The 23354-nt window shown below is 63.5% G+C and carries 23 protein-coding genes and 1 tRNA gene; 11 read left to right on the top strand and 13 right to left on the bottom strand.

Annotated elements, in window-relative coordinates; all coding sequences use genetic code 11:
• Positions 1-32: 32 nt before the first annotated feature.
• Complete coding sequence (locus Q4G22_RS07070) at positions 33-1391, bottom strand: peptidoglycan-binding domain-containing protein (protein ID WP_303385195.1); 1359 nt, start codon at positions 1389-1391, stop codon at positions 33-35.
• An 87-nt stretch (positions 1392-1478) separates the two neighbouring features.
• Here Q4G22_RS07070 and Q4G22_RS07065 point away from each other — a divergent pair, with 87 nt between their 5' ends.
• Genes Q4G22_RS07065 through glyS form a run of 3 tightly spaced genes read left to right on the top strand, consistent with a single transcriptional unit; the run spans position 1479 to position 5085 of the window.
• On the top strand, positions 1479-2396 hold the full coding sequence (locus Q4G22_RS07065; protein ID WP_303385194.1) for a glycine--tRNA ligase subunit alpha: 918 nt from the start codon (positions 1479-1481) through the stop codon (positions 2394-2396).
• On the top strand, positions 2393-2872 hold the full coding sequence (locus tag Q4G22_RS07060) for a DUF6446 family protein (protein ID WP_303362413.1): 480 nt from the start codon (positions 2393-2395) through the stop codon (positions 2870-2872). The genes Q4G22_RS07065 and Q4G22_RS07060 overlap by 4 nt, the downstream gene beginning before the upstream one ends.
• Positions 2872-5085 (top strand): glycine--tRNA ligase subunit beta, encoded by a 2214-nt coding sequence (gene glyS, locus Q4G22_RS07055; RefSeq protein WP_303385193.1) that lies wholly within the window; start codon positions 2872-2874, stop codon positions 5083-5085. Before Q4G22_RS07060 ends, glyS begins: the two co-directional genes overlap by 1 nt.
• Positions 5086-5289: 204 nt before the next feature.
• On the opposite strand, the gene Q4G22_RS07050 is transcribed toward glyS, so the two are convergent.
• The 8 genes from Q4G22_RS07050 to sdhC are packed head-to-tail and all read right to left on the bottom strand — an operon-like array spanning position 5290 to position 11173.
• Positions 5290-6069 carry a succinate dehydrogenase iron-sulfur subunit gene (locus Q4G22_RS07050; protein ID WP_303385192.1) on the bottom strand — a complete coding sequence of 260 codons (780 nt, stop codon included), beginning with the start codon at positions 6067-6069 and terminating at the stop codon, positions 5290-5292.
• Positions 6070-6091: 22 nt separating this feature from the next.
• Positions 6092-6982, bottom strand: a complete 891-nt coding sequence (locus Q4G22_RS07045; protein ID WP_303385191.1) for a polysaccharide pyruvyl transferase family protein — start codon at positions 6980-6982, stop codon at positions 6092-6094.
• Positions 6982-7836: a hypothetical protein gene (locus tag Q4G22_RS07040; RefSeq protein ID WP_303385190.1), complete on the bottom strand. Its 855-nt coding sequence runs from the start codon at positions 7834-7836 to the stop codon at positions 6982-6984. The genes Q4G22_RS07045 and Q4G22_RS07040 overlap by 1 nt, the downstream gene beginning before the upstream one ends.
• 11 nt (positions 7837-7847) lie before the next feature.
• Positions 7848-8177 carry a hypothetical protein gene (locus Q4G22_RS07035; RefSeq protein ID WP_303385189.1) on the bottom strand — a complete coding sequence of 110 codons (330 nt, stop codon included), beginning with the start codon at positions 8175-8177 and terminating at the stop codon, positions 7848-7850.
• Position 8178: 1 nt separating this feature from the next.
• Positions 8179-8565: a hypothetical protein gene (locus Q4G22_RS07030; RefSeq protein ID WP_303385188.1), complete on the bottom strand. Its 387-nt coding sequence runs from the start codon at positions 8563-8565 to the stop codon at positions 8179-8181.
• Entirely contained in the window at positions 8565-10367 is a 1803-nt protein-coding gene (gene sdhA / locus Q4G22_RS07025; protein ID WP_303385187.1) for a succinate dehydrogenase flavoprotein subunit, read from the bottom strand. The genes Q4G22_RS07030 and sdhA overlap by 1 nt, the downstream gene beginning before the upstream one ends.
• A 21-nt stretch (positions 10368-10388) precedes the next feature.
• On the bottom strand, positions 10389-10766 hold the full coding sequence (locus Q4G22_RS07020; protein WP_303385186.1) for a succinate dehydrogenase, hydrophobic membrane anchor protein: 378 nt from the start codon (positions 10764-10766) through the stop codon (positions 10389-10391).
• An 11-nt stretch (positions 10767-10777) separates the two neighbouring features.
• Entirely contained in the window at positions 10778-11173 is a 396-nt protein-coding gene (sdhC, locus tag Q4G22_RS07015) for a succinate dehydrogenase, cytochrome b556 subunit (RefSeq protein WP_303362421.1), read from the bottom strand.
• A gap of 281 nt (positions 11174-11454) precedes the next feature.
• On the opposite strand from sdhC, the gene Q4G22_RS07010 reads away from it, so the two are divergent.
• Both Q4G22_RS07010 and cbiB read left to right on the top strand, forming a co-directional pair.
• The gene (locus Q4G22_RS07010) at positions 11455-11991 is read left to right on the top strand and encodes a histidine phosphatase family protein (protein ID WP_303385185.1); all 537 of its coding nucleotides are present in this window, start codon (positions 11455-11457) and stop codon (positions 11989-11991) included.
• Positions 11988-12920, top strand: a complete 933-nt coding sequence (gene cbiB, locus Q4G22_RS07005; RefSeq protein ID WP_303385184.1) for an adenosylcobinamide-phosphate synthase CbiB — start codon at positions 11988-11990, stop codon at positions 12918-12920. Before Q4G22_RS07010 ends, cbiB begins: the two co-directional genes overlap by 4 nt.
• Before the next feature lie 48 nt (positions 12921-12968).
• Here the strand turns inward: cbiB and Q4G22_RS07000 are convergent.
• Together Q4G22_RS07000 and Q4G22_RS06995 are read right to left on the bottom strand one after the other, a co-directional pair.
• Positions 12969-13044: transfer RNA gene (locus tag Q4G22_RS07000), tRNA-Val, on the bottom strand.
• Between the two features lie 28 nt (positions 13045-13072).
• Positions 13073-13552 carry a type II toxin-antitoxin system RatA family toxin gene (locus Q4G22_RS06995; RefSeq protein WP_303385183.1) on the bottom strand — a complete coding sequence of 160 codons (480 nt, stop codon included), beginning with the start codon at positions 13550-13552 and terminating at the stop codon, positions 13073-13075.
• A 69-nt stretch (positions 13553-13621) separates the two neighbouring features.
• Here Q4G22_RS06995 and Q4G22_RS06990 point away from each other — a divergent pair, with 69 nt between their 5' ends.
• Positions 13622-13804, top strand: coding sequence for a hypothetical protein (locus Q4G22_RS06990; protein ID WP_303385182.1), 183 nt, complete (start codon positions 13622-13624; stop codon positions 13802-13804).
• A 3-nt stretch (positions 13805-13807) separates the two neighbouring features.
• Here Q4G22_RS06990 and Q4G22_RS06985 read toward each other — a convergent pair whose 3' ends face one another.
• Complete coding sequence (locus tag Q4G22_RS06985) at positions 13808-14653, bottom strand: neutral zinc metallopeptidase (RefSeq protein ID WP_303385181.1); 846 nt, start codon at positions 14651-14653, stop codon at positions 13808-13810.
• 207 nt (positions 14654-14860) lie between these two features.
• Between Q4G22_RS06985 and Q4G22_RS06980 the strand changes: the two genes are divergently transcribed.
• The 5 genes from Q4G22_RS06980 (at position 14861) to Q4G22_RS06960 (ending at position 20611) form a co-directional block, all read left to right on the top strand.
• The gene (locus tag Q4G22_RS06980) at positions 14861-15439 is read left to right on the top strand and encodes a YqaA family protein (protein WP_303385180.1); all 579 of its coding nucleotides are present in this window, start codon (positions 14861-14863) and stop codon (positions 15437-15439) included.
• Positions 15439-15915 (top strand): disulfide bond formation protein B, encoded by a 477-nt coding sequence (locus Q4G22_RS06975; protein WP_303385179.1) that lies wholly within the window; start codon positions 15439-15441, stop codon positions 15913-15915. The genes Q4G22_RS06980 and Q4G22_RS06975 overlap by 1 nt, the downstream gene beginning before the upstream one ends.
• Positions 15912-16604: a hypothetical protein gene (locus Q4G22_RS06970; RefSeq protein WP_303385178.1), complete on the top strand. Its 693-nt coding sequence runs from the start codon at positions 15912-15914 to the stop codon at positions 16602-16604. The genes Q4G22_RS06975 and Q4G22_RS06970 overlap by 4 nt, the downstream gene beginning before the upstream one ends.
• A 103-nt stretch (positions 16605-16707) precedes the next feature.
• Entirely contained in the window at positions 16708-19458 is a 2751-nt protein-coding gene (gene gyrA, locus Q4G22_RS06965) for a DNA gyrase subunit A (protein ID WP_303385177.1), read from the top strand.
• 49 nt (positions 19459-19507) lie between these two features.
• Positions 19508-20611, top strand: a complete 1104-nt coding sequence (locus Q4G22_RS06960; protein WP_303385176.1) for an AI-2E family transporter — start codon at positions 19508-19510, stop codon at positions 20609-20611.
• Between the two features lie 224 nt (positions 20612-20835).
• Here the strand turns inward: Q4G22_RS06960 and Q4G22_RS06955 are convergent, their stop codons facing one another.
• Positions 20836-23349, bottom strand: coding sequence for a DUF3772 domain-containing protein (locus Q4G22_RS06955; RefSeq protein ID WP_303385175.1), 2514 nt, complete (start codon positions 23347-23349; stop codon positions 20836-20838).
• Between the last annotated feature and the right edge of the window lie 5 nt (positions 23350-23354).

The following is a 23354-nucleotide window of genomic DNA, read 5'->3' as shown; positions in this document are numbered from 1 at the left end:
ACCTGATTATACGACGCGGCCTGCTGCCCCGCCTATTCCCTTGGCAGCGGATCATTCACGCTATCGCTGCCGGGCGTTTCGGTCAGTTGCGGTTGCGGCGGCGTGCCTTCGTTCTGGCCTGGCCCGGTGCGCGTGAAGGAATCGGAAATCTCGGCCATGATCCGGCGCTGGTCATCCTCGTCCGCCAGTGGCCAGATCAGCACATAGCCTTCGGCCCGGCCATCACGGACCCGGCCTTCAGCATAGCCGATATGGGTATCATTGCGCCCATCCAGAACCATCCGCCCGGACGAGATGTCACGCGCCGGTGCCGGAACCCAGCCAAGCGCCGTCACCAGCCCACCCAGATCAAGCATCTCTTGCTGGCCACCCGGTTGGCTGAACAGGATCAGCGCCGCGCCAGATCCGTCCTTGGGACCATAGATTGACAGCGCCCGTTCGCTGCGGTCAAAGGCCAGCCGGTCCAGCGGCGCGATCACGGCCAGCCCGGTATGGGCATCAGCCAGTTCCGCCAACCCGACCTGATTGCGCCATTCCGCGCGCCGGGCGATCAGCATCTGCATCGCGGTGCCGGGATCAGGCGACAGGCGCTGCGCCGCCATTTCGCGGGTGATCGCCTCGCGCGTTTTGGGGCCGCTTTGGCCGTCAATCGGGCCATCATAATGCCCGGCCCACCGCAGCGCGCGCTGAATATCCTCGACCGGCGGCAGGTCTGCGGCAGCGGCCGGCGGGGCCGGCAGATCGGGCCGGGTGCCCGCAACCGCCACCTGCCCCATTTCGGCCACATCGCTCAGAAACGCATCGCGCGGGGCCTGCCCCGCAGCCTTGAAGGCGTCCAGCCACGCGCCTGCCACGGCAGGTTCCAGCGGCCCGGTGGCGATCGCAAAGCGACCGTTGGACAGTTCCCACATTCCCGCCTCGGGGAAGGTTTCGCGCCAGCGGGTCAGCGCGGCATCCGCCTCGGCCCGGTCGGTCACGGTTTCCAGCCGGATGACATGGGTATAGGGATCGGCGGGGGCAGCAGGCTCAGCCTCGGGCTGCGAAGCCACTTCTGCCACATCAGCCGGTTCTGTCACGACGACAGGTTCCGCCACCGCAACCCCGGCAGGCGCGGGTGCGATAAAGCTGTCGGCGGGCACCTGCCGCGCCGCTTTCAGTTCGGTCAGCCGCGCTTCGGCGGCGGCCCGCTCCATCGGGCCAAGGCCGATGGCGGTCCAGCCGCCCGGCACCGGAAACGTCACCACATCGCCGAACTGCGCACCCCAGCCTTGCGCCGCCTGCGCCGCTGCTGTCTGGCCGCGTTTGGCCTCGATACGGATCACCACCTGTTCCGCCCAAGCCGTCCCCGGCATTGCCAGACCCGCCACGATGACCCATCCAAAGCGCCGCATTCCTTGCCCTCGCAATTGACCCTGCCACCGCCCGCGCCTAAACACGCGCGCAATCGCCATCCCGCTTTTTGGCAAAAGGACGCCCCGATGACCAGCCCCGACAAGCCCCGCTCCTTTCAAGAGGTAATCCTGAGGCTGCAAAACTATTGGGCCGCCAAAGGCTGCGCCGTGCTGCAACCCTATGATATGGAGGTGGGGGCAGGCACATTCCATCCAGCCACCACCCTGCGTTCGCTGGGGTCGCGCCCCTGGGCGGCAGCCTATGTTCAACCGTCGCGCCGTCCGACCGATGGGCGCTACGGGGAAAACCCGAACCGCTTGCAGCATTATTATCAATATCAGGTCATCATCAAACCCAGCCCGCCGGACCTGCAAGACCTGTATCTTGGCAGCCTGCGCGCCATCGGTCTGGACCCGCTGGCCCATGACGTGCGCTTTGTCGAAGACGACTGGGAATCGCCGACCCTTGGCGCGTGGGGGCTGGGCTGGGAGGTCTGGTGCGACGGGATGGAGGTCAGCCAGTTCACCTATTTCCAGCAGGTCGGCGGGCATGACTGCCGCCCCGTTTCGGGCGAGCTGACCTATGGGTTAGAGCGGCTGGCCATGTATGTGCTGGGCGTCGAACATGTCATGGATATGCCCTTCAACGACCCGGACAGCCCGATCCCGCTGACCTATGGCGACGTGTTTCGCCAGACAGAACGCGAATACAGCCGCTGGAATTTTGAGCAGGCCGATACCGATATGCTGTTCCAGCATTTCAAGGACGCCGAGGCAGAATGCGCCCGCATCCTTGCCGCTGACGACACCGACAGCGCGGGCCGCCGTATCCCGATGGCGCATCCGGCCTACGATCAGGCGATCAAGGCCAGCCACCTGTTCAACCTGCTGGACGCGCGCGGCGTGATTTCCGTCACCGAACGGCAGGCTTATATCGGTCGCGTCCGCGCGTTGGCGAAATCCTGCGCCGATCTGTTCGTCACCACCGAGGCCGCGCAGCCATGAACGCCGGAAAAATCGCCGTTATCATGCTGCTGGGTGCCGCCGTCCTGACCGGGGCGCTGGTCTATTACATGCAGATGTTCGGCTATTACGACGAGGTGGATCAGACGCTGGGCACCGAATCGCTGGTCGTGACAACCACCGATGGCAACCTGCAACCGCTGTCGGTCAGCGACTTTCACGGCATCGACAAGGACAGTTCACCGCTGGGCTGGCGCGCCTGCTTTACGCTGGACGCCGCGCCCGCCAATGCGCAGCCCTATCCGAACCCGACGCCGCTGGTCGGGCCAAACTGGTTCCGCTGCTATTCCGCGCGCGGCATCACCGGCGATCTGGAATCGGGCGCGGTGCGCGCGGTTCTGTCGCAGCACAATATCCGCACCGGCATTGACCGGGTTATCGCCATCTATCCCGACGGACGTGCCTTTGGCTGGCATCAGCTGAATGACGAGGCCGAAGAACAAAGGCTTATCGAATAATGCCCGACCTGCTGATCGAACTCTTTTCCGAAGAAATCCCCGCCCGGATGCAGCCCCGCGCGCGCGAGGATCTGCGCCGTCTGGTCACGGACGGGCTGGTCAACGCCGGCCTGACCTATGCCAGCGCCGGCGCGTTTTCGACCCCGCGCCGCCTGACTCTGACGGTCGAGGGCCTGTCCGCCCACAGCCCCACCACGCGCGAGGAACGCAAAGGCCCGCGCACAGACGCCCCCGAAAAGGCGCTGGAGGGGTTCCTGCGCAGCACCGGCCTGACCCGCGACCAGCTAGAGGCGCGGGACGACAAGAAAGGTCAGGTCTGGTTCGCCACCCTGACGGTTGAGGGGCGCCCTGCCGCTGCCATTGTGGCCGAGGTGCTGGAATCCGTAATCCGCAATTTTCCATGGCCGAAATCAATGCGCTGGGGGGCGGGCAGCTTGCGTTGGGTGCGCCCGCTGCATTCGATCATCTGCCTGTTGACCGACGAATCCGGCGGGCAGGTCGTGCCGCTGGACGTGGATGGCATCACGGCCAGCGACACGACGCGCGGGCATCGCTTTATGGCCCCCAATACGTTCTCCGTCACCGGCTTTGACGATTATGCCGCCAAGCTGCGCCGCGCCCGCGTGATGCTGGACGCTGATGAGCGCGCGCAGGCGATCCGCACCGGCGCGGAAAATCTGGCCTTCGCACGTGGCTGGGAGATTGTGGCAGATGACGGTTTGCTGACCGAGGTCGCGGGCCTTGTCGAATGGCCGGTGCCGCTGATGGGCGTGATCGAGGATCGCTTCCTGTCCCTGCCGCCCGAGGTGCTGCAAACCTCGATGAAGGAACATCAGAAGTTCTTTTCGGCCCGCAACCCGAAAACCGGCCGGATCGAGGGTTATGTCACCGTCGCCAACATCGAAACGGCAGATGACGGCGCGGCAATTCTGGCTGGAAATCAACGGGTTCTGGCGGCGCGCCTGTCGGATGCAGCGTTCTTTTGGGAAAACGACCTGCGCGTGGCCAAGGCCGGGATGGACGATTGGGCCAACGGGCTAAAGGCCGTGACCTTCCACGCCAAGCTGGGTTCGCAAGCCGACCGCGTGGCCCGCGTGGCCGCACTGGCGCGCGAGATCGCCCCGATGGTCGGGGCCGACGCGGACCAGGCCGAACAGGCGGCAAAGGTGGCCAAGCTGGATTTGCGTTCTGCGATGGTCGGCGAATTCCCCGAACTGCAAGGCGTGATGGGGAGGTATTATGCGCTTGAGGCGGGGCTGCCCGAGGCGGTCGCCGATGCCGCCCGCGACCATTATTCGCCCTTGGGGCCAAGCGATGCGGTGCCAAGCGCCCCGGTTTCGGTGGCAGTGGCGTTGGCGGATAAGATCGACACGCTGACGGGCTTCTGGGCGATTGATGAGAAGCCAACCGGGAGCAAGGATCCCTATGCGCTGCGGCGAGCGGCGTTGGGGGTTATTCGGCTGGTGTTGGCGAATGGGGTGCGGGTTGGACTCTTGCCTATCCTGGCGCTGGAAGTCGCACTCCATCAGGCAAGGCTTGATGGCCGACTCAATGTCGCTGGAAACTATAGCTTGATAAAAGAGAGCTTCAGGTCTGACTGGATAGAACTTGGCCAAGCTGCTCAGGATGAAAAACCCGTTACTCCTATTATATCGCAAAAGGATCGGCAGAAGGCATTCACCACCACCTCCGACCTCCTCACCTTCCTCCACGACCGCCTCAAGGTCCACCTGCGCGAACAGGGCATCCGCCATGACGTCATCGACGCCGTCCTCGCCCTGCCCGGCAATGACGACCTGACGCTTGTCACCCGCCGTGCCACGGCGTTGAACGACATGCTGAAAACCCCCGATGGCGAAAACCTGCTGCAAGGGCTGAAACGCGCCGCCAATATTCTCGGTCAGGCCGAGGCGGCGGATGGCGTCGAATATTCCTTCGGCGCCGACCCGAAATTCGCCGAAACCAATGCCGAACGCGCGCTGTTTGCCGCGCTCGACACCGCCGAACCAGCGATCCAATCTGCCATCAAGGTCGAGGATTTCCCGGCGGCCATGGCCGCTATCGCCGCCCTGCGCACGCCCATCGACGCTTTTTTCACCGCCGTTCAGGTGAATACTGACAACAGCATCGTGCGCCGCAACCGCCTGAACTTGCTGCACCGTATCCGTGCCGCAGGTGCCGGCATCGCCGATTTCAGCAAGGTCGAGGGCTGATCCGGCTTCACCGCCGGACGCCTTTGGCCTGCGCATTGAGACAAACAGAAAACCCGGCGGCGGGAAACAACGGCCGGGTTTCTTTTTTGGCTAAATACATTTTCAGGTCGGCGCAGCAATCCTGACAACCGTTTCAATCCCGCCGCACACATAAAAAAACCCAGCAAAAGCCGGGTTTTTTATTGCAATGTAATGCGACCAAGATCAGACGATCCGATCCACCATCATATGCTTGATCGACGCAATCGCCTTGGCCGGGTTCAGCCCCTTGGGGCAGGTGTTGGTGCAGTTCATAATGGTGTGGCAGCGATACAGCTTGAACGGATCTTCCAACTCGTCCAGACGCTCACCCGTAGCTTCGTCGCGTGAATCGATGATCCAGCGATAAGCATGCAGCAGCGCGGCCGGGCCAAGATAGCGGTCGCCGTTCCACCAATACGACGGGCACGAGGTAGAACAGGACGCGCACAGAATGCACTCATACAAGCCGTCCAGTTTTTTACGGTCTTCGATGGACTGCTTCCATTCCTTGCCCGGCGTTGGCGATTTGGTAATCAGATAAGGGTTCACGCTGGCATGCTGCGCATAGAAATGCGTCAGGTCCGGCACCAGATCCTTGACCACCGCCATATGCGGCAGCGGGTAAATGCTGATGTCGCCATCCACCTCATCCATACCATAGATGCAGGCCAAATGGTTACCGCCATCAATATTCATGGCGCAGGAACCGCAAATCCCCTCGCGGCAGGAACGGCGGAATGTCAGCGTCGGGTCGATTTCGTTCTTGATCTTGATAAGCGCGTCCAGAATCATCGGGCCGCATTTGTCCAGATCGACGAAGTAAGTGTCCAGGCGCGGGTTTTCGCCAGTATCGGGGTCCCAGCGGTAGATCTTGAATTTGCGGAGGTTTGTTGCGCCCTCGGGCTTGGGCCAGGTCTTGCCGACGCGGATCTGGCTGTTCTTGGGCAGGGTGAACTGGACCATCGGGATTTCCTACTCTTTTTGCCTAGAAGGGACACGCTTGGAGAAGCGGGTTCATAAGTCTCTCGGTATCAGGTCGCGGTGCGCGGCGGGCCAGATCAATCAAATCATCAGGCGTCACCTCTGCATTAATCCAGCTTGGGCCAGACAGATCTTCAATCCGGCCCGAACGATAATAATCCTGAAATTTCCAGCCATCTATATGCGTGCCCTCGGAAAAACGGATCCATGCAGCAGGGCGGTTCAAAGCATGAGTGATAATCAAACCATGCAGTGAGCTGGAACAAATATGCGCACAATCCGCAATTTGTCGGGATACAGTCTCGACATCGGACAGAACATCAATAATCTTTATATCCGGGTTTGCACGCACCAATTCCGGCACCATATGCGCCTCGGAAAAATGCGGGATGATTCCCAGACGGAAATTCGGCGAAATACCATCCAGTTCCAAAACATGGGGCACCAGAATGCCTGGATCGCCGTAAACATCGGGGCAATCAAACCCTTCATCCAGATAACGCTGTCGTGTCATCGGGCCGCGCACTGCATGAATCTGTTTGGGCCGCGAAATCGGAACCTGATCCGAAATAACGCCGCTGCCCCAGACAACCGCCCGATCAGGCTGATGGTTGAATGACAGGATACTGCCCGCAGTCAGATAATATTGCCCCCGCGCGCTGCCCGCGCTGTTGCAATAAAGAGGACGGCGCCCCGTGCGCCATTCATAAATAAGCGGTCCGACCCAATCACCAAAGTTTATTTTCTGGTCTGGCCACCACCAGAACATCTGATCACGTTCCAACAGGCCGGTCCGCATCAGCAACCGGGTCAAGCGTGCGGGCTTGTGATAATATTGCGCCGGCGTCAATCTGCGGCGTGCCGGTTCTGAATGCAAAGCCGACGAGTTACTCATTACCTTTTTCCTTCGGCGGAAACATAATTGATACTTGGCCGATAATCAGCGTTAAACAGGTGCTGCGTCCGCGCGACCAGATCGGCGACACGGGTGCGGGCATGAGGATTCAGCGACAAGCCATTCAGCCGACGCATGAATTCGGTAGAGGCAGGCGACAACCGCTCCATCGCACGCCGTTCAAGCGGGCGCAGGGCGGCGATGTCCTGATCGCTCAGCCCCATATGGCTCAAAAGCTGGCTACCGGGATGGGCCGGGTCAGTTTCGTCTTCAAGGTGAAACACGGTCAGCCGATCAGCGCCAATCGCATCGGTCAGCCGCCCAATCAAGTCGGGCCATTCGGGCAGGTTGACAGCCTCGGCATCATAATCGGCCCATGTGCCGGTATAGCCATCGGTGCGCACCGCCTGCGCCCAGACCGAGGGTAGCCAGTTCACCTGACTTCGCAGATATATCACATAATCAACTGAAAAGTCATGAAATCCTGCATCCAGCGACGCCATGATCCGAGGCAGCAGAGGATAGAGCCGCCGCTCATCCCCCGTTCCGGGCATGGCACCAGCCAGATTTTCATGGCTTATCAGAACCGGCAGGCCGTTATCCGGCAAACCCTCGCGCACCACGCGGATCGCCTGATCCAGTGTCGCGCGGCGCATATCATCGGGATTGAGGCTGAATTCCACCGCCGCACGCCCCAGAGGACGCATCGGCGTGCCCTCAACCGGCATCCGCAAAACCATGCGCCGTTCCAGCACATCAGCGTTCAGTTGCAGATGATGGTGTAACGATGTCGAGCCGGTCTTTTGCAGCCCGATATGGATCGTCAACGGACGGCGCGGCCCGGATGTGGTCATCTGCCGCACTGTCAGCCCCGCCAGCCGGGCTGATCGTAAAGCGATCGGGTCGGAAACTGGCCCGAGCGGTTCAGGACGCAGCGGTTATAGGCGTCAGCCGGATCGCGCCCCCGGATGTAATCGGCCGAAACATCCATCCGCACCGAGGCATAGGGCCGGATGTCGCCGCGCGAGGCGCCGATCCCAACCGACACTTCACTGCGTGGGCGTTGCGCCAGCTGCGCATCGCGCAGGCAGCTTTGTTCGGCCTGATCGACCGTCACCGGCGCACAGGCAGCCGCCGCCAGCACAAAAGCCAGCGGCGCCGCGATTTTCAGGACATATGCTGCCCCGTGCCGCATCTTATGCGGTCCGCGCCGCAGCGGAAATGCACGCGGTCGTCGCCGGACGACGCACGATCGCCGCCACACTGTCCGCCACGCCGGGCACATTCGCCCGCGACATCTGGGCGATGTCGATCAGTTCGGCCGTGGTGGCGTTTTGCATGACGCAATTGGTGTAGGGCGTCGCGTTGGTGCCCGGCAGGCTGGCCTGCATGGCCGTGGTGATGGCAGCCTGCGCCGCCGCGCGCGAGGCCGCATCCAGCGTTGTCGGCGTGGTGGCGACAGGCGCCGTCGGAGCTGTCGTCACCGGCGCGGTCGGCACGGGTGCCGGAAACGGCGTTGCGACGACACAGCCCGACAGGGCCAGCGCCGCAGCGCCCAGGATCAAGGGAGAGGAGAGACGCATCAATAAACCCTCGCTTTGGGTGCGATCTTTTTCAGGTCGATCCCGCCGTCTTCAGCCTTGGTCAGCGGCTCAAGATGCACGGGGCGATAGGCCAGTTTAACATCCGGGCCGTTCACCCATGCAAGAGAGTGTTTGCGCCAGTTGGCATCATCCCGCTCGGGCCAGTCTTCGTGGGCGTGGGCGCCACGGCTTTCCTTGCGCGCCTCGGCCGCGACGATGGTTGCCATCGCGTTGGGCATCAGGTTGGCCAGTTCCAGCGTCTCCATCAGGTCGCTGTTCCAGATCAGACTGCGATCCGTCACCTTCAGGTCGCCCATCTTGGCCGCGATGGCCTGCATTTTCTCGACACCCTCGGCCAGCGTTTTGTCGGTGCGGAACACCGCCGCATCGGCCTGCATGGTCTTTTGCATCTCCAGCCGCAGATCGGCAGTCGAGATCGAGCCGTCGGCGTTGCGCAGCGCGTCAAAGCGGTCCAGCGCCTTTTCGACCTGTTCCACATTGGTCGGCGGAATCGGAGTGCCGCGTTCCACCACCTGCCCCGCACGGATCGCGGCAGCCCGACCAAAGACCACAAGGTCAATCAGCGAGTTCGAGCCAAGCCGGTTCGCACCATGAACCGAGGCACAACCTGCCTCGCCCACAGCCATCAGGCCGGGGAAAATGCGGTCGGGGTTATCCTCGGACGGGTTCAGCACCTCGCCCCAGTAATTGGTCGGAATACCACCCATGTTATAGTGAACCGTCGGCAGGATCGGGATCGGCTCCTTGGTGACATCGACGCCGGCGAAAATCTTGGCCGATTCCGAAATGCCAGGCAGACGTTCATGCAGCGCCTCGGGCGGAAGATGCTGCAAATTCAGGAACATATGGTCTTTATGTTCGCCTACGCCACGGCCTTCGCGGATCTCGATGGTGATGCAGCGCGACACCACGTCGCGCGACGCCAGATCCTTGTAGGTGGGGGCATAGCGCTCCATGAACCGCTCGCCCTCACTATTCGTCAGATAACCGCCCTCGCCCCGCGCGCCTTCGGTAATCAGACAGCCCGAGCCATAGATGCCGGTCGGGTGGAACTGCACGAACTCCATATCCTGCAAGGGCAGACCCGCGCGGGCCACCATGCCGCCGCCGTCGCCGGTGCAGGTGTGGGCCGAAGTCGCGCTGAAATAGGCGCGGCCATAGCCGCCGGTCGCCAGAACGACCATTTTCGCGTTGAACACATGGATCGTGCCGTCATCCAGCTTCCAGCAGACGACGCCGGTGCAACGGCCATCGGTGATAATCAGATCCAGCGCGAAATATTCGATGAAGAATTCGGCTTTTTCCTTCAGCGACTGGCCGTAAAGCGTGTGCAGGATCGCATGGCCCGTGCGGTCGGCGGCGGCGCAGGTGCGCTGCACCGGCGGGCCTTCGCCGAACTCGGTCGTATGGCCGCCAAACGGGCGCTGATAGATCTTGCCTTCCTCGGTCCGGCTGAACGGAACGCCGTAATGTTCCAGTTCGTAAACCGCCTTTGGCGCCTCGCGCGCAAGGTATTCCATCGCGTCGGTGTCGCCCAGCCAGTCGGACCCCTTCACGGTGTCATACATATGCCACTGCCAGTTGTCCGGCCCCATGTTCGACAGGCTGGCGGCGATGCCGCCCTGCGCCGCAACAGTGTGCGAACGGGTCGGGAAAACCTTGGTCACGCAGGCCGTGCGCAGGCCCTGTTCAGCCATGCCCAAAGTGGCGCGCAGACCGGCGCCACCGGCCCCCACCACGACCACATCGTAATCATGCGTCTGATATTCATAAGCTGCCATGATCGTCTGCCTTGTCCCTTCTCAGCCCGCGAGAGCCATTTTTGCCAGCGCGAACAGCGTCGCCGCGATCACGCCCCAGCCAAAGATGACCGAAACGATCAGCGCCACTTTGCGGGCGGTATGCTGAAAATAGTCGTCGATCATGATCCGCGTGCCGCGCATGAAATGCACCATGCCGACCGACACGAACAGCGCCGTCACCAGCGCCGGATAGGGACGCCCGAAATAGGCGATCAGGGCTTCGCGCGGCAGGCCGATGGCGCTGCCCACAACCAGCAGGAAAGCCGGCGTCAGAATCAGCAACGCAACCGATGTCACGGTCAGCTGCCAGTGATTTTCGGTGCCCGTATGGCTGGCACCCAGACCGTTGGCGGCCTTCAGCGGGGTGATGAAACGCATCCCTAGCCTCCTTACGCGATAAAGAACAGCAGCAGCGACATCACTGTCAGCGCGACCGAACCGATGATGATCCACCAGCTGGATTGCCTGGCCTGGTCGATTTCCATCAGCATCCCGGCGTCATAGAACATGTGCCGCACGCCAGCCAGCGCATGGAACCACAGCGACCATGCCGCGCCGGTCAGCACGATAAAGCCGATCCACGACCGCACCACCCAATCGGCGCAGGCGAATGCACCCGGCCCCGTGGCGGCGGCGACCAGCCACCATGCCAGCAGCAGGATACCCGCCACCATCGCATGACCCGTGGCACGGTTCAGGATCGAGGTCTTGGCTGCTATCGGCAGCTTGTAGACCTGAATATGGGGGGAAAGCGGCCGGTTGCCCCGGTTTACGTCTGCTGCCATGTATCGGCCCTCCATCGTGGCCGGGCGGCGGTCATGGCGTGACGGGCCGTCCGGGCTGGCGTTATCGCTTGCTTTTCGTCATCCTTCTGCCATCTGTCACCGCACTTTGCCAGCCCTTCGCTGCAATTCTAACAATTTGGCGGCTTCGTGATCACATTTCCCGGTCGCGTGATCACAAACCGACGCTGCACTGCGGCAAAGTGATCGACTCAACCCGTATCTTGCCTTTGGCGGCGGTTTGCGGCGAAACAGGCGCGCCCCATATCCTCAAAGGAGCCGCGATGACCCGCCTGCTGCTGATCCGTCATGCCCCCGCGATCACCGGCGGTCGGCTGGCCGGGCGGCGCGATGTGCCCGCCGATTGCAGCAATGGCGCGGCACTGGCGCGGGTCAGGGCCGCCCTTCCGGCAGCCGCGACAGTCTGGATCAGCCCGGCGCTGCGCTGTCAGCAAACGGCAGTGGCGCTTGGTCTGACCGGCGAAACCCGGCCCGCGTTGTGGGAGCAGGATTTCGGCGCGTGGGAAGGTGAACCCTACACCGACCTGCCCGATCCCGGCGATCTTGATACAGGGCAACTGGCCGCGCTGCGCCCCCCTGGCGGTGAAAGCTTTGCCGATATGGCCGCGCGCGTTCACCCGGTTCTGCAACTGGCCCGCGATGAGGTGGTGATCATCGCCCATGCCGGAACCGTTCGCGCGGCGCTGTCTTTGGTGGTGGGCGATGCGGCGCTGTCCTTTGCAATAGAACCGCTGTCGCTGACCGAGATTACCCATGCGGGCCGTCATTGGGCCGTCAGCTATGTGAACCGTCAGCCATGACCGCACTGCTGACCGTATGTGCGATGGCGCTGGATGCGCTGATTGGCTGGCCCGACGCGCTGTTTCGGCGCATCGGCCATCCGGTCACATGGTTGGGGGGGCTGATTTCCCTGCTGGACCGGCGCATGAATCGGGGCCGCGCCCGTGTCGCACGCGGCACATTGGCCAGCCTGCTGGTGATCGCCGCCGCCACCCTGCCCGCCTGCATTCTGGTGTGGCTTCTCGGTCCGTGGTCCGTGCTGCTGGGCTGGCCGCTGATCGCCTCGCGGTCGTTATGGGATCATGTCGCGGCGGTGGCGCGCCCTCTGGTGGCAGGCGATCTGCCGGGCGCGCGGCAGGCCACCGCGATGATCGTGGGCCGCGACGTGACCACCGCCGACGCCCCGGCGCTGTCGCGCGCGGCGCTGGAAAGCCTTGCCGAAAATGCCAGCGACGGCGTGGTAGCCCCGGTGTTCTGGCTGGCGGTCGCGGGTTTACCCGGCATTGCGGCTTACAAGGCCATCAACACGCTGGATTCCATGATCGGCCACCGCACCCCGCGCCACGAGGCTTTTGGCAAATTCGCCGCCCGGCTGGATGACGCGGCCAACTGGCCCGCCGCCCGTCTGAGCGCGCTGTTGATCGCGCTGGCGGCGGGATGGCGGCGCGGCAGGGCGGCGCTGGCTTGCGCCCGCACCGACGCGCGGCACCACCGCTCACCTAATGCCGGCTGGCCGGAATCAGCCATGGCCGGGGCGCTGAACGTGCGCCTGTCCGGCCCGCGCGTCTATGCCGACCGGATCGCGGATGAGCCATGGCTGAACGCCGCCGCGCCCGACCCGGATGCGCGCGACCTGTGGCGCGGCTTGCGCCTGTATCGGCGGGCGATGGGTGTTCTGGCAATCATGCTGACCCTGACCGCCGTGGCGCAGGGCATTTTTCAGGGATAAGCATCACGCGATTTTGCGCCCTTGGGCAACCCTGAACGGATGGGGAAATGGTGGGCGGTGAGGGACTCGAACCCCCGACATTCTCGGTGTAAACGAGACGCTCTACCAACTGAGCTAACCGCCCCCGGCGCGCCTTGTAGAACGGTCGCGCGTCAGGCGCCAGCCCCATACAGCACTTTCGCGCGATCTTCAAAGGCGCGAACGATCCGGGCCATCGCCTCGCCGAACACCACGCCGATCAGCTTTTGCAGGATGGCGTTGCGGAATTCGAAATCCACAAAGAACTCGACCCGGCACTGCCGCGCAGCCTGCCCCGGCACATCCTGAAAACGCCAGCCGGAATGCAGATGCCGGAACGGGCCGTCCAGATAATCGGTGTCGATTCGCAGCACACCCTGTTCATCGGCGGGATGCAGCACCACCCGGCTGCCAAAGCGTTCGCGGAACACCTTGAAGCTGATGACCAGATCCGCCTCGATCACCTCGGCCCCGTCGGGCTGCGGCCTGCGCGACCGGATGCGCGCGGCGCTGTTCCACGGCAGGAATTCGGGGTAACGCGCCACATCGGCGACCAGATCGAACATCTGCTGCGCCGAATATGGCAGAACGCGGCTGTCCTGATGATGCGGCAAGGGAACCCCGTGACTTTTGCTGCGCCCTGCCTATATCGTTGGCGGCTGCGGTGTGAAAGGTCTGTTGCGATGAACCTGCTTGTCTGGCTGATGCGCGCACGGAAATGGGCGCAGCGTCCCCCCTCGACCCGTCAGGTCGTGCTGGTGCTAAGCGTCATCGCCATCTGCATCGCCATCGTGCTGGCCGAATGGCTGGGGCTGTGGCCCGATTGGGCGCGGATGCAGCCGGGCGGCATCCGCATCCCGCGCTGACCGTTACAGCCCCGCCTCGGCAAAGGTGTTGCACTGCGCCACCTGACCCGAGTTGAACCCGCGCATCAGCCATTCCTGACGCTGTTCGGCGCTGCCATGGGTAAAGCTGTCGGGCATCGGCGTGCGCCCGGCGTTGGCCTGCAACACATCGTCCCCCACCGCACGGGCGGCGTTTTGTGCTTCGCGCAGATCTTGCTGGTCGATGGTGCCGAACTGCTCGCTGGCCTGCCGCGCCCAGATGCCGGCAAAGCAATCGGCCTGCAATTCGGTCAGCACCGACAGATAATTCGAATCAGCCGAGGAAACCTGCTGCCGCATCCGCGTGACCTGCGGCAAAATGCCCAGCAGATTCTGCACGTGATGGCCCACCTCGTGCGCGACGACATAGGCAGCGGCGAAATCCCCGCTCGCCCCCATGCGCTGCGCCATCACGTCAAAGAAATCGGTGTCCAGATACAGCCTTTGATCGCCGGGGCAGTAAAACGGCCCCATCGCGGCCGTCGCGCCGCCGCAGGCCGATTGCACCGCCCCGCTGAACAGAACCAGGGTCGGATCGCGATAGGCCGTATTCGCCTGTTCGGGCAGAACCTGGCCCCAGACCTCTTCGGTATCGGCCAGAACCACCGACAGAAACTCGCCATACTGGCGGTCGCGTTCGGTCAGTTCGCGCGGCTGAGACTGGCCCTGCCCCTCGATCCCCTGCACCACCGGGCTGATGTCGATACCAAAGAAATAGCCAAAGGCCAGAACGGCCAGCATCCCGACAACGCCAATGCCGCCCGCGCCAGTGGCGCCCATGCCGCGCCGATCCTCGATATTGCGGCTGCCCCGCCGTCCACGCCATTCCATGCTGGCATTCCTTTCGTGATCCCGCCGTCACCCGGCCCGCTGTAACGCCCTGACAACGCCTGTGGTTCCGGGCGCCTTTGTCCGACAGCATCGGCGAAATCCGCCCCTCTGCCAAGCCCCATCACGCCCGCGCGACCGATGCGTTCGCCGCTTGACGCGACGGCGCAGACGGGCAACAGACCAGCAGCACGCGTGATGAGGGTTACGATGATAAGACGGCTTTACGACTGGACGATGGGGCTGGCGGCGCACCGGCACTCGATGGCGGCCCTGTTCGGGGTCAGCTTTGTCGAAAGCAGCTTTTTCCCGATTCCGCCCGATGTGCTGATGATCCCGATGGTGCTGGCACAGCGGACCAAGGCATGGCTGATCGCCACGATCGCCACCGCCGGATCGGTATTGGGGGCGCTGTTGGGCTATGTCATCGGCGCGGTGCTGATGGATTCGGTCGGCCAATGGGTGCTGACCGTCTATGGCAAGGAACAGGCCTATCAGGATCTGGCCGCCCGCTTTGCCGAATACGGCGGCTGGGCCGTGCTGTTCGCGGCGCTGACGCCGTTTCCGTTCAAGGTCATCACCATCTTTGCCGGGGCGGTGGGGCTGTCGCTGCCGCTGTTCATCCTGACCTCGATCATCGGGCGCGCTGGACGGTTCTTCATCGTCTGCGGCCTGCTGTGGAAATTCGGCGAGCCGATCCGCGACTTTATCGAACGTCGGCTGGGGCTGGTGTTCACCGTGTTCATGGTCTGCCTGATCGGCGGCTTTGTCGCAGTCAGGTATCTGTGATGCGGGACAGAACCACCCTTGCCCTGCTGGCCGCTGCCGGTTCCGCCGCGCTATTGCTGGGGGCCTTCGGCTTTCAGCTTGCCGGTTACGCGCCCTGCGAGATGTGCATCTGGCAACGCTGGCCCCATGCCGCCGCCATCGTCATCGGCGTGGTGATCTGGCGGCGCGGCTGGTCGCGCGGGCTGGCGTGGCTGGGGGTTCTGGCCGCTGCGGTGGCGACGGGTCTGGCCATCTGGCACGCCGGGATCGAGCTGGGCATCTTTCAGGGCGTCACCGCCTGCACCGGCGGCGTTGGCGATCTGGCCGCCCTGTCCGCCGCCGACCTGATGAACCGCCTGCAAGCCGCCCCCGTCGTGCGCTGCGACGAAGTGGCGTGGAGCCTGCTGGGCATCTCGATGGCTGGCTGGAACGCGATCTTCTCGGCCATGCTGACCGGCATCTGGCTGGCCTCGGCCCGCAACCGCATCCGGGCATGAGGGCGCTCGCGCTGGCGCTCGCCGGGGTCGCGGGGACTGCCTGCGCCGATCCGCTGCCGCTGATCCACTGCCCCGGCCATCCGCGCTGTCTGTCGCTGGTGGGGCAAACGCAGGTGCAACTGCCCTCGACGCAAGGCCCGTGGCTTATGGACCTGCCGGAACTGCCCGAAACCGACCACCCGGACCCACTGCTGACCCTCGCCCAAGACGCGCCGCGTTGGTGGCATGACCACCGCCTGATCGCCCTGACCCGGACCGAAACGACCGGCTATTCAGGCGGCGGCGCTTTGGTCGATCACATGATCCTGCTGCACATTGGCCCGGATGGGCTGAGGGTGGTGCTGTCCTTGCCCCTTGGCGCATCCAAAACCATCCGCGCCTGCTTTTCCGAGGCAGACATCGCCGATCGCAACCAACATTGCGCCGACCTTTATGATTACGACGCCGAACTGACCCCACTGCCCGATACCGGCACACCGCCCAGCCTGCGCTATAACGCCCGCGCCACCACCTTCCCGCCCGGCATCCGGCTGGACGAGGATAACTCCGCCCTGCCCGTCCCTTCAGACGCGGAACCCGCCACAGACCCGACCTGCACCTTCACCCGCACGTTCCACTGGGACGTCGCGACCGCCAGCTATAGCCCCGACGCGCCTTTGCCCGATTGCGGCGCATATTGGGGCCTCTGACAGCTTCCTGTTTGCCCAAATACGCATAATCCTGCCCGCGCAAGATTGCACCCAAGGCCGGTATGGGATAGACCCGTGGGCAACAATATCTTGAGGAAATTCCGTGGCTGACACCCCCGATAACGACCTGCCGGAAGGCGAGGAAAACGACCGTCCCGCCCGCGCTGTCATGGCACATGATGGCCCGGTCATCGACATCGCGGCCGAGATGCGGACATCGTATCTTGACTATGCCATGTCGGTCATCGTCAGCCGCGCCATCCCCGATCTGCGCGACGGGCTGAAACCCGTGCATCGCCGCATCCTCTATGCGATGGATGAATCCGGCAACACGCACGATAAACCCTACCGCAAATCGGCCCGCCCGGTTGGCGATGTGATGGGTAAGTATCACCCGCACGGCGACGCCGCGATCTATGACGCGCTGGTGCGGATGGCGCAGGATTTTTCCATGTCGCTGCCCTTGCTGGACGGGCAGGGCAACTTTGGGTCCATGGACGGCGACCCGCCCGCGGCGATGCGCTATACCGAAGTGCGCATGGCCAAGCCCGCCGATTTCCTGCTGATGGACATCGACAAGGATACCGTTGATTTTCAGGATAACTACGACGGCAAGGACCGCGAACCAACCGTCCTGCCCGCGCGTTTCCCGAATATGCTGGTCAATGGCGCGGGCGGCATCGCTGTCGGCATGGCGACCAACATTCCGCCGCATAACCTGGGCGAAGTCGTTGATGCCACGCTGGAACTGATCGCCAACCCCGACCTGCCGACCGAACGGTTGCTGGAAATCATCCCCGGCCCCGACTTCCCCACCGGCGCGCTGATCCTTGGCCGATCCGGCGCGCGCAAGGCCTATCTTGAGGGGCGCGGCAGCGTCATCATCCGCGCGAAAACCCATTTCGAGGAAATCCGCAAGGACCGTTGGGCCATCGTCATCGACGAAATCCCCTATCAGGTGAACAAGGCCAGCCTTCAGGAACGCATCGCCGATCTGGCCAAGGAAAAGCGGGTCGAGGGCATCGCCAACGTGCAGGACGAATCCGACCGTCAGGGTGTCCGCGTGGTGATCGAGCTGAAACGCGACGCCACCCCCGATGTGGTGCTGAACCAATTGTTCCGTTTCACCGCCATGCAGACCAACTTTGCCTGCAACATGCTGGCGCTGAACGGCGGTCGCCCCGAACAACTGGCGCTGCGCGACTTCCTGACCTATTTCATCAGCTTCCGCGAAGAGGTGGTCGCCCGCCGCACCGCCTTTGAACTGCGCAAGGCGCGCGAACGCAGCCATATCCTCTGCGGTCTGGCCGTCGCGGTCAGCAATGTCGATGAGGTCGTCGCCACCATCCGCGCCAGCGCCGACGCCGCCGAGGCGCGTGAACGGCTGATGGAACGCCGCTGGCCCGCGCATGACATCCTCGAATATCTGAAACTGATCGACGATCCGCTGCATCCGGTCAATGACGACGGCACCTATAACCTGTCGGAAACGCAGGCCCGCGCCATTCTGGATCTGCGCCTGCAACGCCTGACCCAACTGGGTGTGCAAGAGGTCACGGACGAGCTGAAACAACTGGCCGATTCCATCCGCGACTATCTGGCCATCCTCGCCAGTCGCGACCGCATCATGGCGATCATCAGCGACGAACTGCGCGAGGTGCGCGACGCCTATGCCGTCCCCCGCCGCACCGAGATCACCGAGTGGTCCGGCGATATGGACGACGAAGACCTGATCGAGCGCGAGGATATGGTCGTCACCATCACCTCGGGCGGCTATATCAAGCGCACCGCGCTGGCCGAATTTCGCAGCCAGCGGCGCGGCGGCAAGGGTCTGTCGGGCATGGCCACCAAAGAAGACGACGTGGTGACGACCCTGTTCGTCGCCAACACCCATACCGAGCTGTTGTTCTTTACCACCGACGGCATGGCTTACCGGCTGAAAACATGGCGCTTGCCGGTGGGCGGACGCACGGCCAAGGGCAAGGCGATCGTCAATATCCTGCCGATTCAGCCCGGCGTTTCCATCGCCGCGCTGATGCCGGTGGATGCCCCTGAAACCGAATGGGACAGCTATCAGGTCGTGTTCGCCACCTCTGACGGCGATGTGCGCCGCAACGCACTGTCCGACTTTGCGCAGGTGAAATCGAACGGCAAGATCGCGATGAAACTGCCCGACGGCACCTCGCTGATCGGCGTGCGCATGGCCACCGCCGATGATGACGTGATGCTAGTGACGGCGATGGGCCGGGCGATCCGCTTCCCCTCGACCGATGTGCGGGTGTTCAAGGGCCGCGATTCGACCGGGGTGCGCGGCATCCGTCTGGCCGCTGGCGATACCGTGGTCAGCATGTCCGTCATCCGCCATTTCGAGGCCGACCCGGCCGAACGCGCCGCCTATCTGAAAATGCGCCGCGCGGTTGCGGGTGCGCTGGATGACGGGGCCGAACCCGACGAGGATGACGACACCGTTGAAGGCAGCATCACCCAGGAACGCTATGCCGAAATGTCGGCCGCCGAGGATCTGATCCTGACCATCACCGCCGCAGGCGCGGGCAAGATTTCGTCCAGCCACGGCTACCCGGTGCGCGGGCGCGGCGGTCAGGGCGTGATGGCGATGGACAAGGCGATGCGCGGCGGCGCGCTGGTGGCCAGCTTCCCGGTGGAGGTGGATGATCAGATCATGCTGGCGACCTCGACCGGGCAGTCGATCCGGGTGCCGGTCGATGGCATCAGCTTCCGTTCGCGCAGCGCGGGCGGGGTGCGGGTCTTCAACACCGCACCGGGCGAGGTGGTCGTTTCTGTTGCGCGGATCGCCGAGCAGGGCGAGGATGCCGGAACCGGAACCGAAAACTGAGGGATAAGGGCCGGGATCATCCCGGCCCACCACATTTCAGGGGGAAACATTGGAAGAAGCGCGCGCAACCATCCTGCGGCAACGGCTGCAAACCGGCTTTCTGGGGATCATCGCCTTTGCGATCCTGCTGTTCATGATGGTGCAGGCGCGGTTCATGCTGATTTCGCTGGCGATAGCGATCATCCTGTTTTCGCTGACCACCGACGCGATCAACGCCATCGCCCGGCAGGGGGTGGCGCGTTGGCTGGCGACGACCCTGGCCTTTACCCTGATCGCCGCGCTGCTGATCGGCATTTCCACCAGTATCGTGGCGCAGGTGAATGCGGTGGTTCAGATCGCGGTCTCCTATACGGAACGCGCGCAGGCCGCCCTGCCTGATCTCACCGAATGGCTGGGTGTGGGGATGCAGGATTCCCTGCTGTCCGCCATCCGGGGCATCAACATCGCCGGCTGGATGCGCACCATGGCCGGTCAGGCGGGCGATCTGTTGTCGGGCAGTATCCTGATTATCCTGTTCGTCGGCTTTATGTTCGCGGAACGGATGTTTTTCCAGACCAAGCTGGAACGGCTGACCGGCGATCCGGTGCAGGCGCGGCAGGTGGGCAAGATCATTTCCACGATCATGCACAAGGTGAACCGCTATCTGGTGGTGAAAACCGCCGTCAGCGCCGTGACCGGCTTTGCCATCTGGGGCGTGTTCAAAATGGCGGGCCTCGATCTGGCCATGCCGATTGCGATCCTGACCTTTGTGTTCAACTTCATTCCTTCGGTCGGGTCCATCGTGGCGACGGTCATCGCCTTTCTGCTGGCCTTCGTCTTGTCAGGCGACATCGCGCTGGCGCTGATCGTCGGGGCGGCCTGCACCGGGCTGCAATTCGTCATCGGCAACATCCTCGACCCGATGCTGCTGGGCCAGACGCTGCGCCTGTCCAGTTTCGGCATCATCATTTCGCTGGCCTTCTGGGGGTCGCTCTGGGGGATTCCGGGGATGTTTCTGGCAGTGCCGATCATGGTGGCGCTAATGATTATCTGCGCCCATATCGACTGGCTGCGCCCGTTGGCCATCCTGTTGTCACGCGAAGGTCTGCCCGAGGAAACCGCCAACGACACCCCACCCCAAGCTGACGCTGACCAACCCCGCCAGCCCACCTGACCAAAGACAGGCCGCAACGCGCGCGGCCTGTGTACAGGTTGTGTACGGCCTGTGCACGGGTTGTGCACAGGTGGTGCAGCCGATTTCCCAGCAAAAGTTGGCCGTTTCGCGATCCCTCCGTTGCCCGGATCACAGCGCAACGCACGCCCCCGTTGCGCGCAACGGGCGGCCTGTCGGGTGTCGTGGCACCTGCCTTTGTGCAGGTGCCACCGTCGCTCTTGGATCTAGCGCCCCTCGCTCCCGTCACCGGCGGACTCACCGTCCCCCGTCAACGGCGGATCGTCCAGCCTCGGGTCGATGACCTGCGGTTCGGCGGCGGGCGCATCTTCTGGCGCGGGCGGCGGTTTTGGCGCCTCTGGCGTGGCGGCGGCCTGCCCTGTCCCTGTGATCGCCCCGGTCAGCGTTTCCGGGTTGCGCAGCCAGATGTCGCGCTGCGCAAAGGGGATCTCGATCCCTTCCTTGGCAAAACGCGCGACCACCTGATGCAGCACCTCTGACGTGACGCCGACACCCCCGCTGACATCTGACAGGATCGCGCGGATTTCGAAATTCAGGCTGTCCGCCCCCAGACTGCGCAGCACCACGGCAGGCGGCGGGTCGATGGTAACTGTCGGCTGATCCTCGATAATTTCGCGCAAAATCGCCGCGACCTTGCGGGTATCGCTGTTATAGCCGACGCCGATAGGAATGATGATCCGCCCGGCCTGACTGCCCCGCGTCCAGTTCGTAACCGGCTGGCTGATAAGGTTGCTGTTGGGAACGATGACCTGCGTGCGATCAAAGGTTTCCACCTCGGTTGACCGCACCGAGATACGCCGCACGATGCCTTGATCGTTGCCAACGCTGATCCAGTCGCCGACGCTGATCGGCCGTTCGATCAGCAGAATGATGCCGGACACAAAGTTCGACACGATGTTCTGCATCCCGAAACCGACACCGACCGACAGCGCCCCGGCCACGATGGCCAGCGATGACAGGTCAATCCCGGCCGAGGTGATCGCCAGCAGTGCTGCCAGAAATATCCCGATATAGCCGATACCCGACACCATCGCATTCTGTCCGCCGGCATCCAGCCGCGTTTTGGGCAGGATCGTATTGCGAAACACGCCCTGAACAAACCGGGTGCCGGAATAGCCGATGGCAAAGACGATTAAAAAGGTCAGCACCGCGCCCGGCGACAGTGATATACCGCCCAGCGACACCCCCTGCCCGATGCGCGTCCACCACTCGGACAGATCAGAGCGGCGCGCGCCCCAGATCAGCGCAAAGATGGGCGTGGACAGCAGGATCAGCGCAAAGCCGATCAGCACCGGGCCAAGCCCGTCGCGCGCGCCCTCGCGTCCGCGGGTGAACATCTCGAACAGGTCGGCGCTGAAATCCTGCAACAGAATCAGCAGGCAGATCAGCGCCAGCGATATGATCCACGGCCACAGCAGCGCATTGGCCCCGGTGATCAGTCCCGCCGCCGCAGCGACCACCGCAACCACCGCGATCAGCCGCGACAGCCCCCCGGCCATCGTCAGGATGCGCGCGCGATAGGGCGGTTGCTCGGTTCCGTCCCACATGACCAGATTGCGCAGGATATTGCCCAGCCGGAACAACAGCAGCGCCGCCGGAAGGATCAGGATGAAATGCAGGACACCCGCAGCGGATTCGTCGATCTCAAAGGGAATGCGACCGGATGCTTCGCTTCCGTCATTAAAGCCCGACAGCGGCAGAATAGACGATGCCGCGATATGGTGCAGTGCCGTCAGCGTGGCAAGGATCGTGGCCGTAACGCGCACGGCGTCGCGTTCCTTGTCGGGCAGGGTCAGCGTGGCATAGGCGATGGGTGTGTGCGAAAATGCCTGCCTCACGATCCAGCGCCCGCCAAACAGGATCATCCCGGCCATTGGCACGCTTTGCAGAATCGGCGTGGTATAATCACCGAATATTCCAGTGGCATTCAGCGCCGCAATGCCCAGCACGATGCCGATCAGCGGGATGGCGATCTGCCCCAGCGAAACCACAAACCCGATCACCGCCCGCGAATGCACCGAGGTTTGTGCGGACAACCGCGACGGCAGGGAATCGATCCAGCGCCGCCCCGCCCCCAGCAGAATGACCGCCGCAATCAGATAACCCAGCACATTGGGCAGATTTCCCTGAAAATTACCCCAGCCGCCGCGCGCCTGCGCCCGCGCCTGCATGTCCGACGCAATGGTCGTGACCAGCCGGACTGTTTCCGACCACGCATCCGGCCAGTTTACCGGGTTCAGTGGGCTGGGCGAGGCGCGGGCCAGTTCGCCTGCCTGCCGCAGCGCGCTGAGCGTGTCGATCGAGCGCACGATGGCATCGGCCCGGCTGTAGGCTTCGTTGGCGGCCACGCGCGGGGCCTGCAATTCCGACAGTTGTGTGTTCAGTGTGGTGCGGCGGGTGGCAATCTCTTCGTCTTCGGTTGCGCCTTCGGCGGGGGCGGGGCCAAGCGCCTCGATCTGGTCGCGCACCGTCGCGATGCGGCTGGCATTGAGGTTCTGGCCCGCGGCGAACTGTTCGCGCCATTCGACAAGACGCGCCCGCAGATCGGCCAGTTCCGCGTTGGTCGCCGTGCCCGCCGCAACCGTATCTTCGGCCTGTTCGGCAAACTGGTTCCACGCGTTATAGTCGATCTGAGGCGTCTCGGGCGCCTGCTGCGCCAGCGCCGCACCGGACCAAAGCAAAAGAACCGTCAGAAAGACGGAAAAGGCGTGGCGGAACATGCGGG

It is taken from the genome of Paracoccus sp. (in: a-proteobacteria), from assembly GCF_030538655.1.
Lineage (GTDB): Bacteria > Pseudomonadota > Alphaproteobacteria > Rhodobacterales > Rhodobacteraceae > Paracoccus.
Note: the sequence above shows the minus strand (reverse complement) of the source record. Positions and strands in the feature narration are given on the sequence as shown.

What these genes read in the sequence shown, in the direction of transcription:
- Q4G22_RS07035 (WP_303385189.1), bottom strand. Translation starts at nt 8,177, where the DNA reads ATGCGGCACGGGGCAGCATATGTCCTGAAAATCGCGGCGCCGCTGGCT.
- Q4G22_RS06955 (WP_303385175.1), bottom strand. Translation starts at nt 23,349, where the DNA reads ATGTTCCGCCACGCCTTTTCCGTCTTTCTGACGGTTCTTTTGCTTTGG.
- Q4G22_RS06970 (WP_303385178.1), top strand. Translation starts at nt 15,912, where the DNA reads ATGAGGGCGCTCGCGCTGGCGCTCGCCGGGGTCGCGGGGACTGCCTGC.
- Q4G22_RS06980 (WP_303385180.1), top strand. Translation starts at nt 14,861, where the DNA reads ATGATAAGACGGCTTTACGACTGGACGATGGGGCTGGCGGCGCACCGG.
- Q4G22_RS07060 (WP_303362413.1), top strand. Translation starts at nt 2,393, where the DNA reads ATGAACGCCGGAAAAATCGCCGTTATCATGCTGCTGGGTGCCGCCGTC.
- glyS (WP_303385193.1), top strand. Translation starts at nt 2,872, where the DNA reads ATGCCCGACCTGCTGATCGAACTCTTTTCCGAAGAAATCCCCGCCCGG.
- Q4G22_RS07065 (WP_303385194.1), top strand. Translation starts at nt 1,479, where the DNA reads ATGACCAGCCCCGACAAGCCCCGCTCCTTTCAAGAGGTAATCCTGAGG.
- Q4G22_RS07040 (WP_303385190.1), bottom strand. Translation starts at nt 7,836, where the DNA reads ATGACCACATCCGGGCCGCGCCGTCCGTTGACGATCCATATCGGGCTG.
- cbiB (WP_303385184.1), top strand. Translation starts at nt 11,988, where the DNA reads ATGACCGCACTGCTGACCGTATGTGCGATGGCGCTGGATGCGCTGATT.
- Q4G22_RS07045 (WP_303385191.1), bottom strand. Translation starts at nt 6,982, where the DNA reads ATGAGTAACTCGTCGGCTTTGCATTCAGAACCGGCACGCCGCAGATTG.
- Q4G22_RS07010 (WP_303385185.1), top strand. Translation starts at nt 11,455, where the DNA reads ATGACCCGCCTGCTGCTGATCCGTCATGCCCCCGCGATCACCGGCGGT.
- Q4G22_RS07070 (WP_303385195.1), bottom strand. Translation starts at nt 1,391, where the DNA reads ATGCGGCGCTTTGGATGGGTCATCGTGGCGGGTCTGGCAATGCCGGGG.
- Q4G22_RS06985 (WP_303385181.1), bottom strand. Translation starts at nt 14,653, where the DNA reads ATGGAATGGCGTGGACGGCGGGGCAGCCGCAATATCGAGGATCGGCGC.
- Q4G22_RS07050 (WP_303385192.1), bottom strand. Translation starts at nt 6,069, where the DNA reads ATGGTCCAGTTCACCCTGCCCAAGAACAGCCAGATCCGCGTCGGCAAG.
- Q4G22_RS07020 (WP_303385186.1), bottom strand. Translation starts at nt 10,766, where the DNA reads ATGCGTTTCATCACCCCGCTGAAGGCCGCCAACGGTCTGGGTGCCAGC.
- Q4G22_RS06975 (WP_303385179.1), top strand. Translation starts at nt 15,439, where the DNA reads ATGCGGGACAGAACCACCCTTGCCCTGCTGGCCGCTGCCGGTTCCGCC.
- sdhA (WP_303385187.1), bottom strand. Translation starts at nt 10,367, where the DNA reads ATGGCAGCTTATGAATATCAGACGCATGATTACGATGTGGTCGTGGTG.
- Q4G22_RS07030 (WP_303385188.1), bottom strand. Translation starts at nt 8,565, where the DNA reads ATGCGTCTCTCCTCTCCCTTGATCCTGGGCGCTGCGGCGCTGGCCCTG.
- sdhC (WP_303362421.1), bottom strand. Translation starts at nt 11,173, where the DNA reads ATGGCAGCAGACGTAAACCGGGGCAACCGGCCGCTTTCCCCCCATATT.
- Q4G22_RS06990 (WP_303385182.1), top strand. Translation starts at nt 13,622, where the DNA reads ATGAACCTGCTTGTCTGGCTGATGCGCGCACGGAAATGGGCGCAGCGT.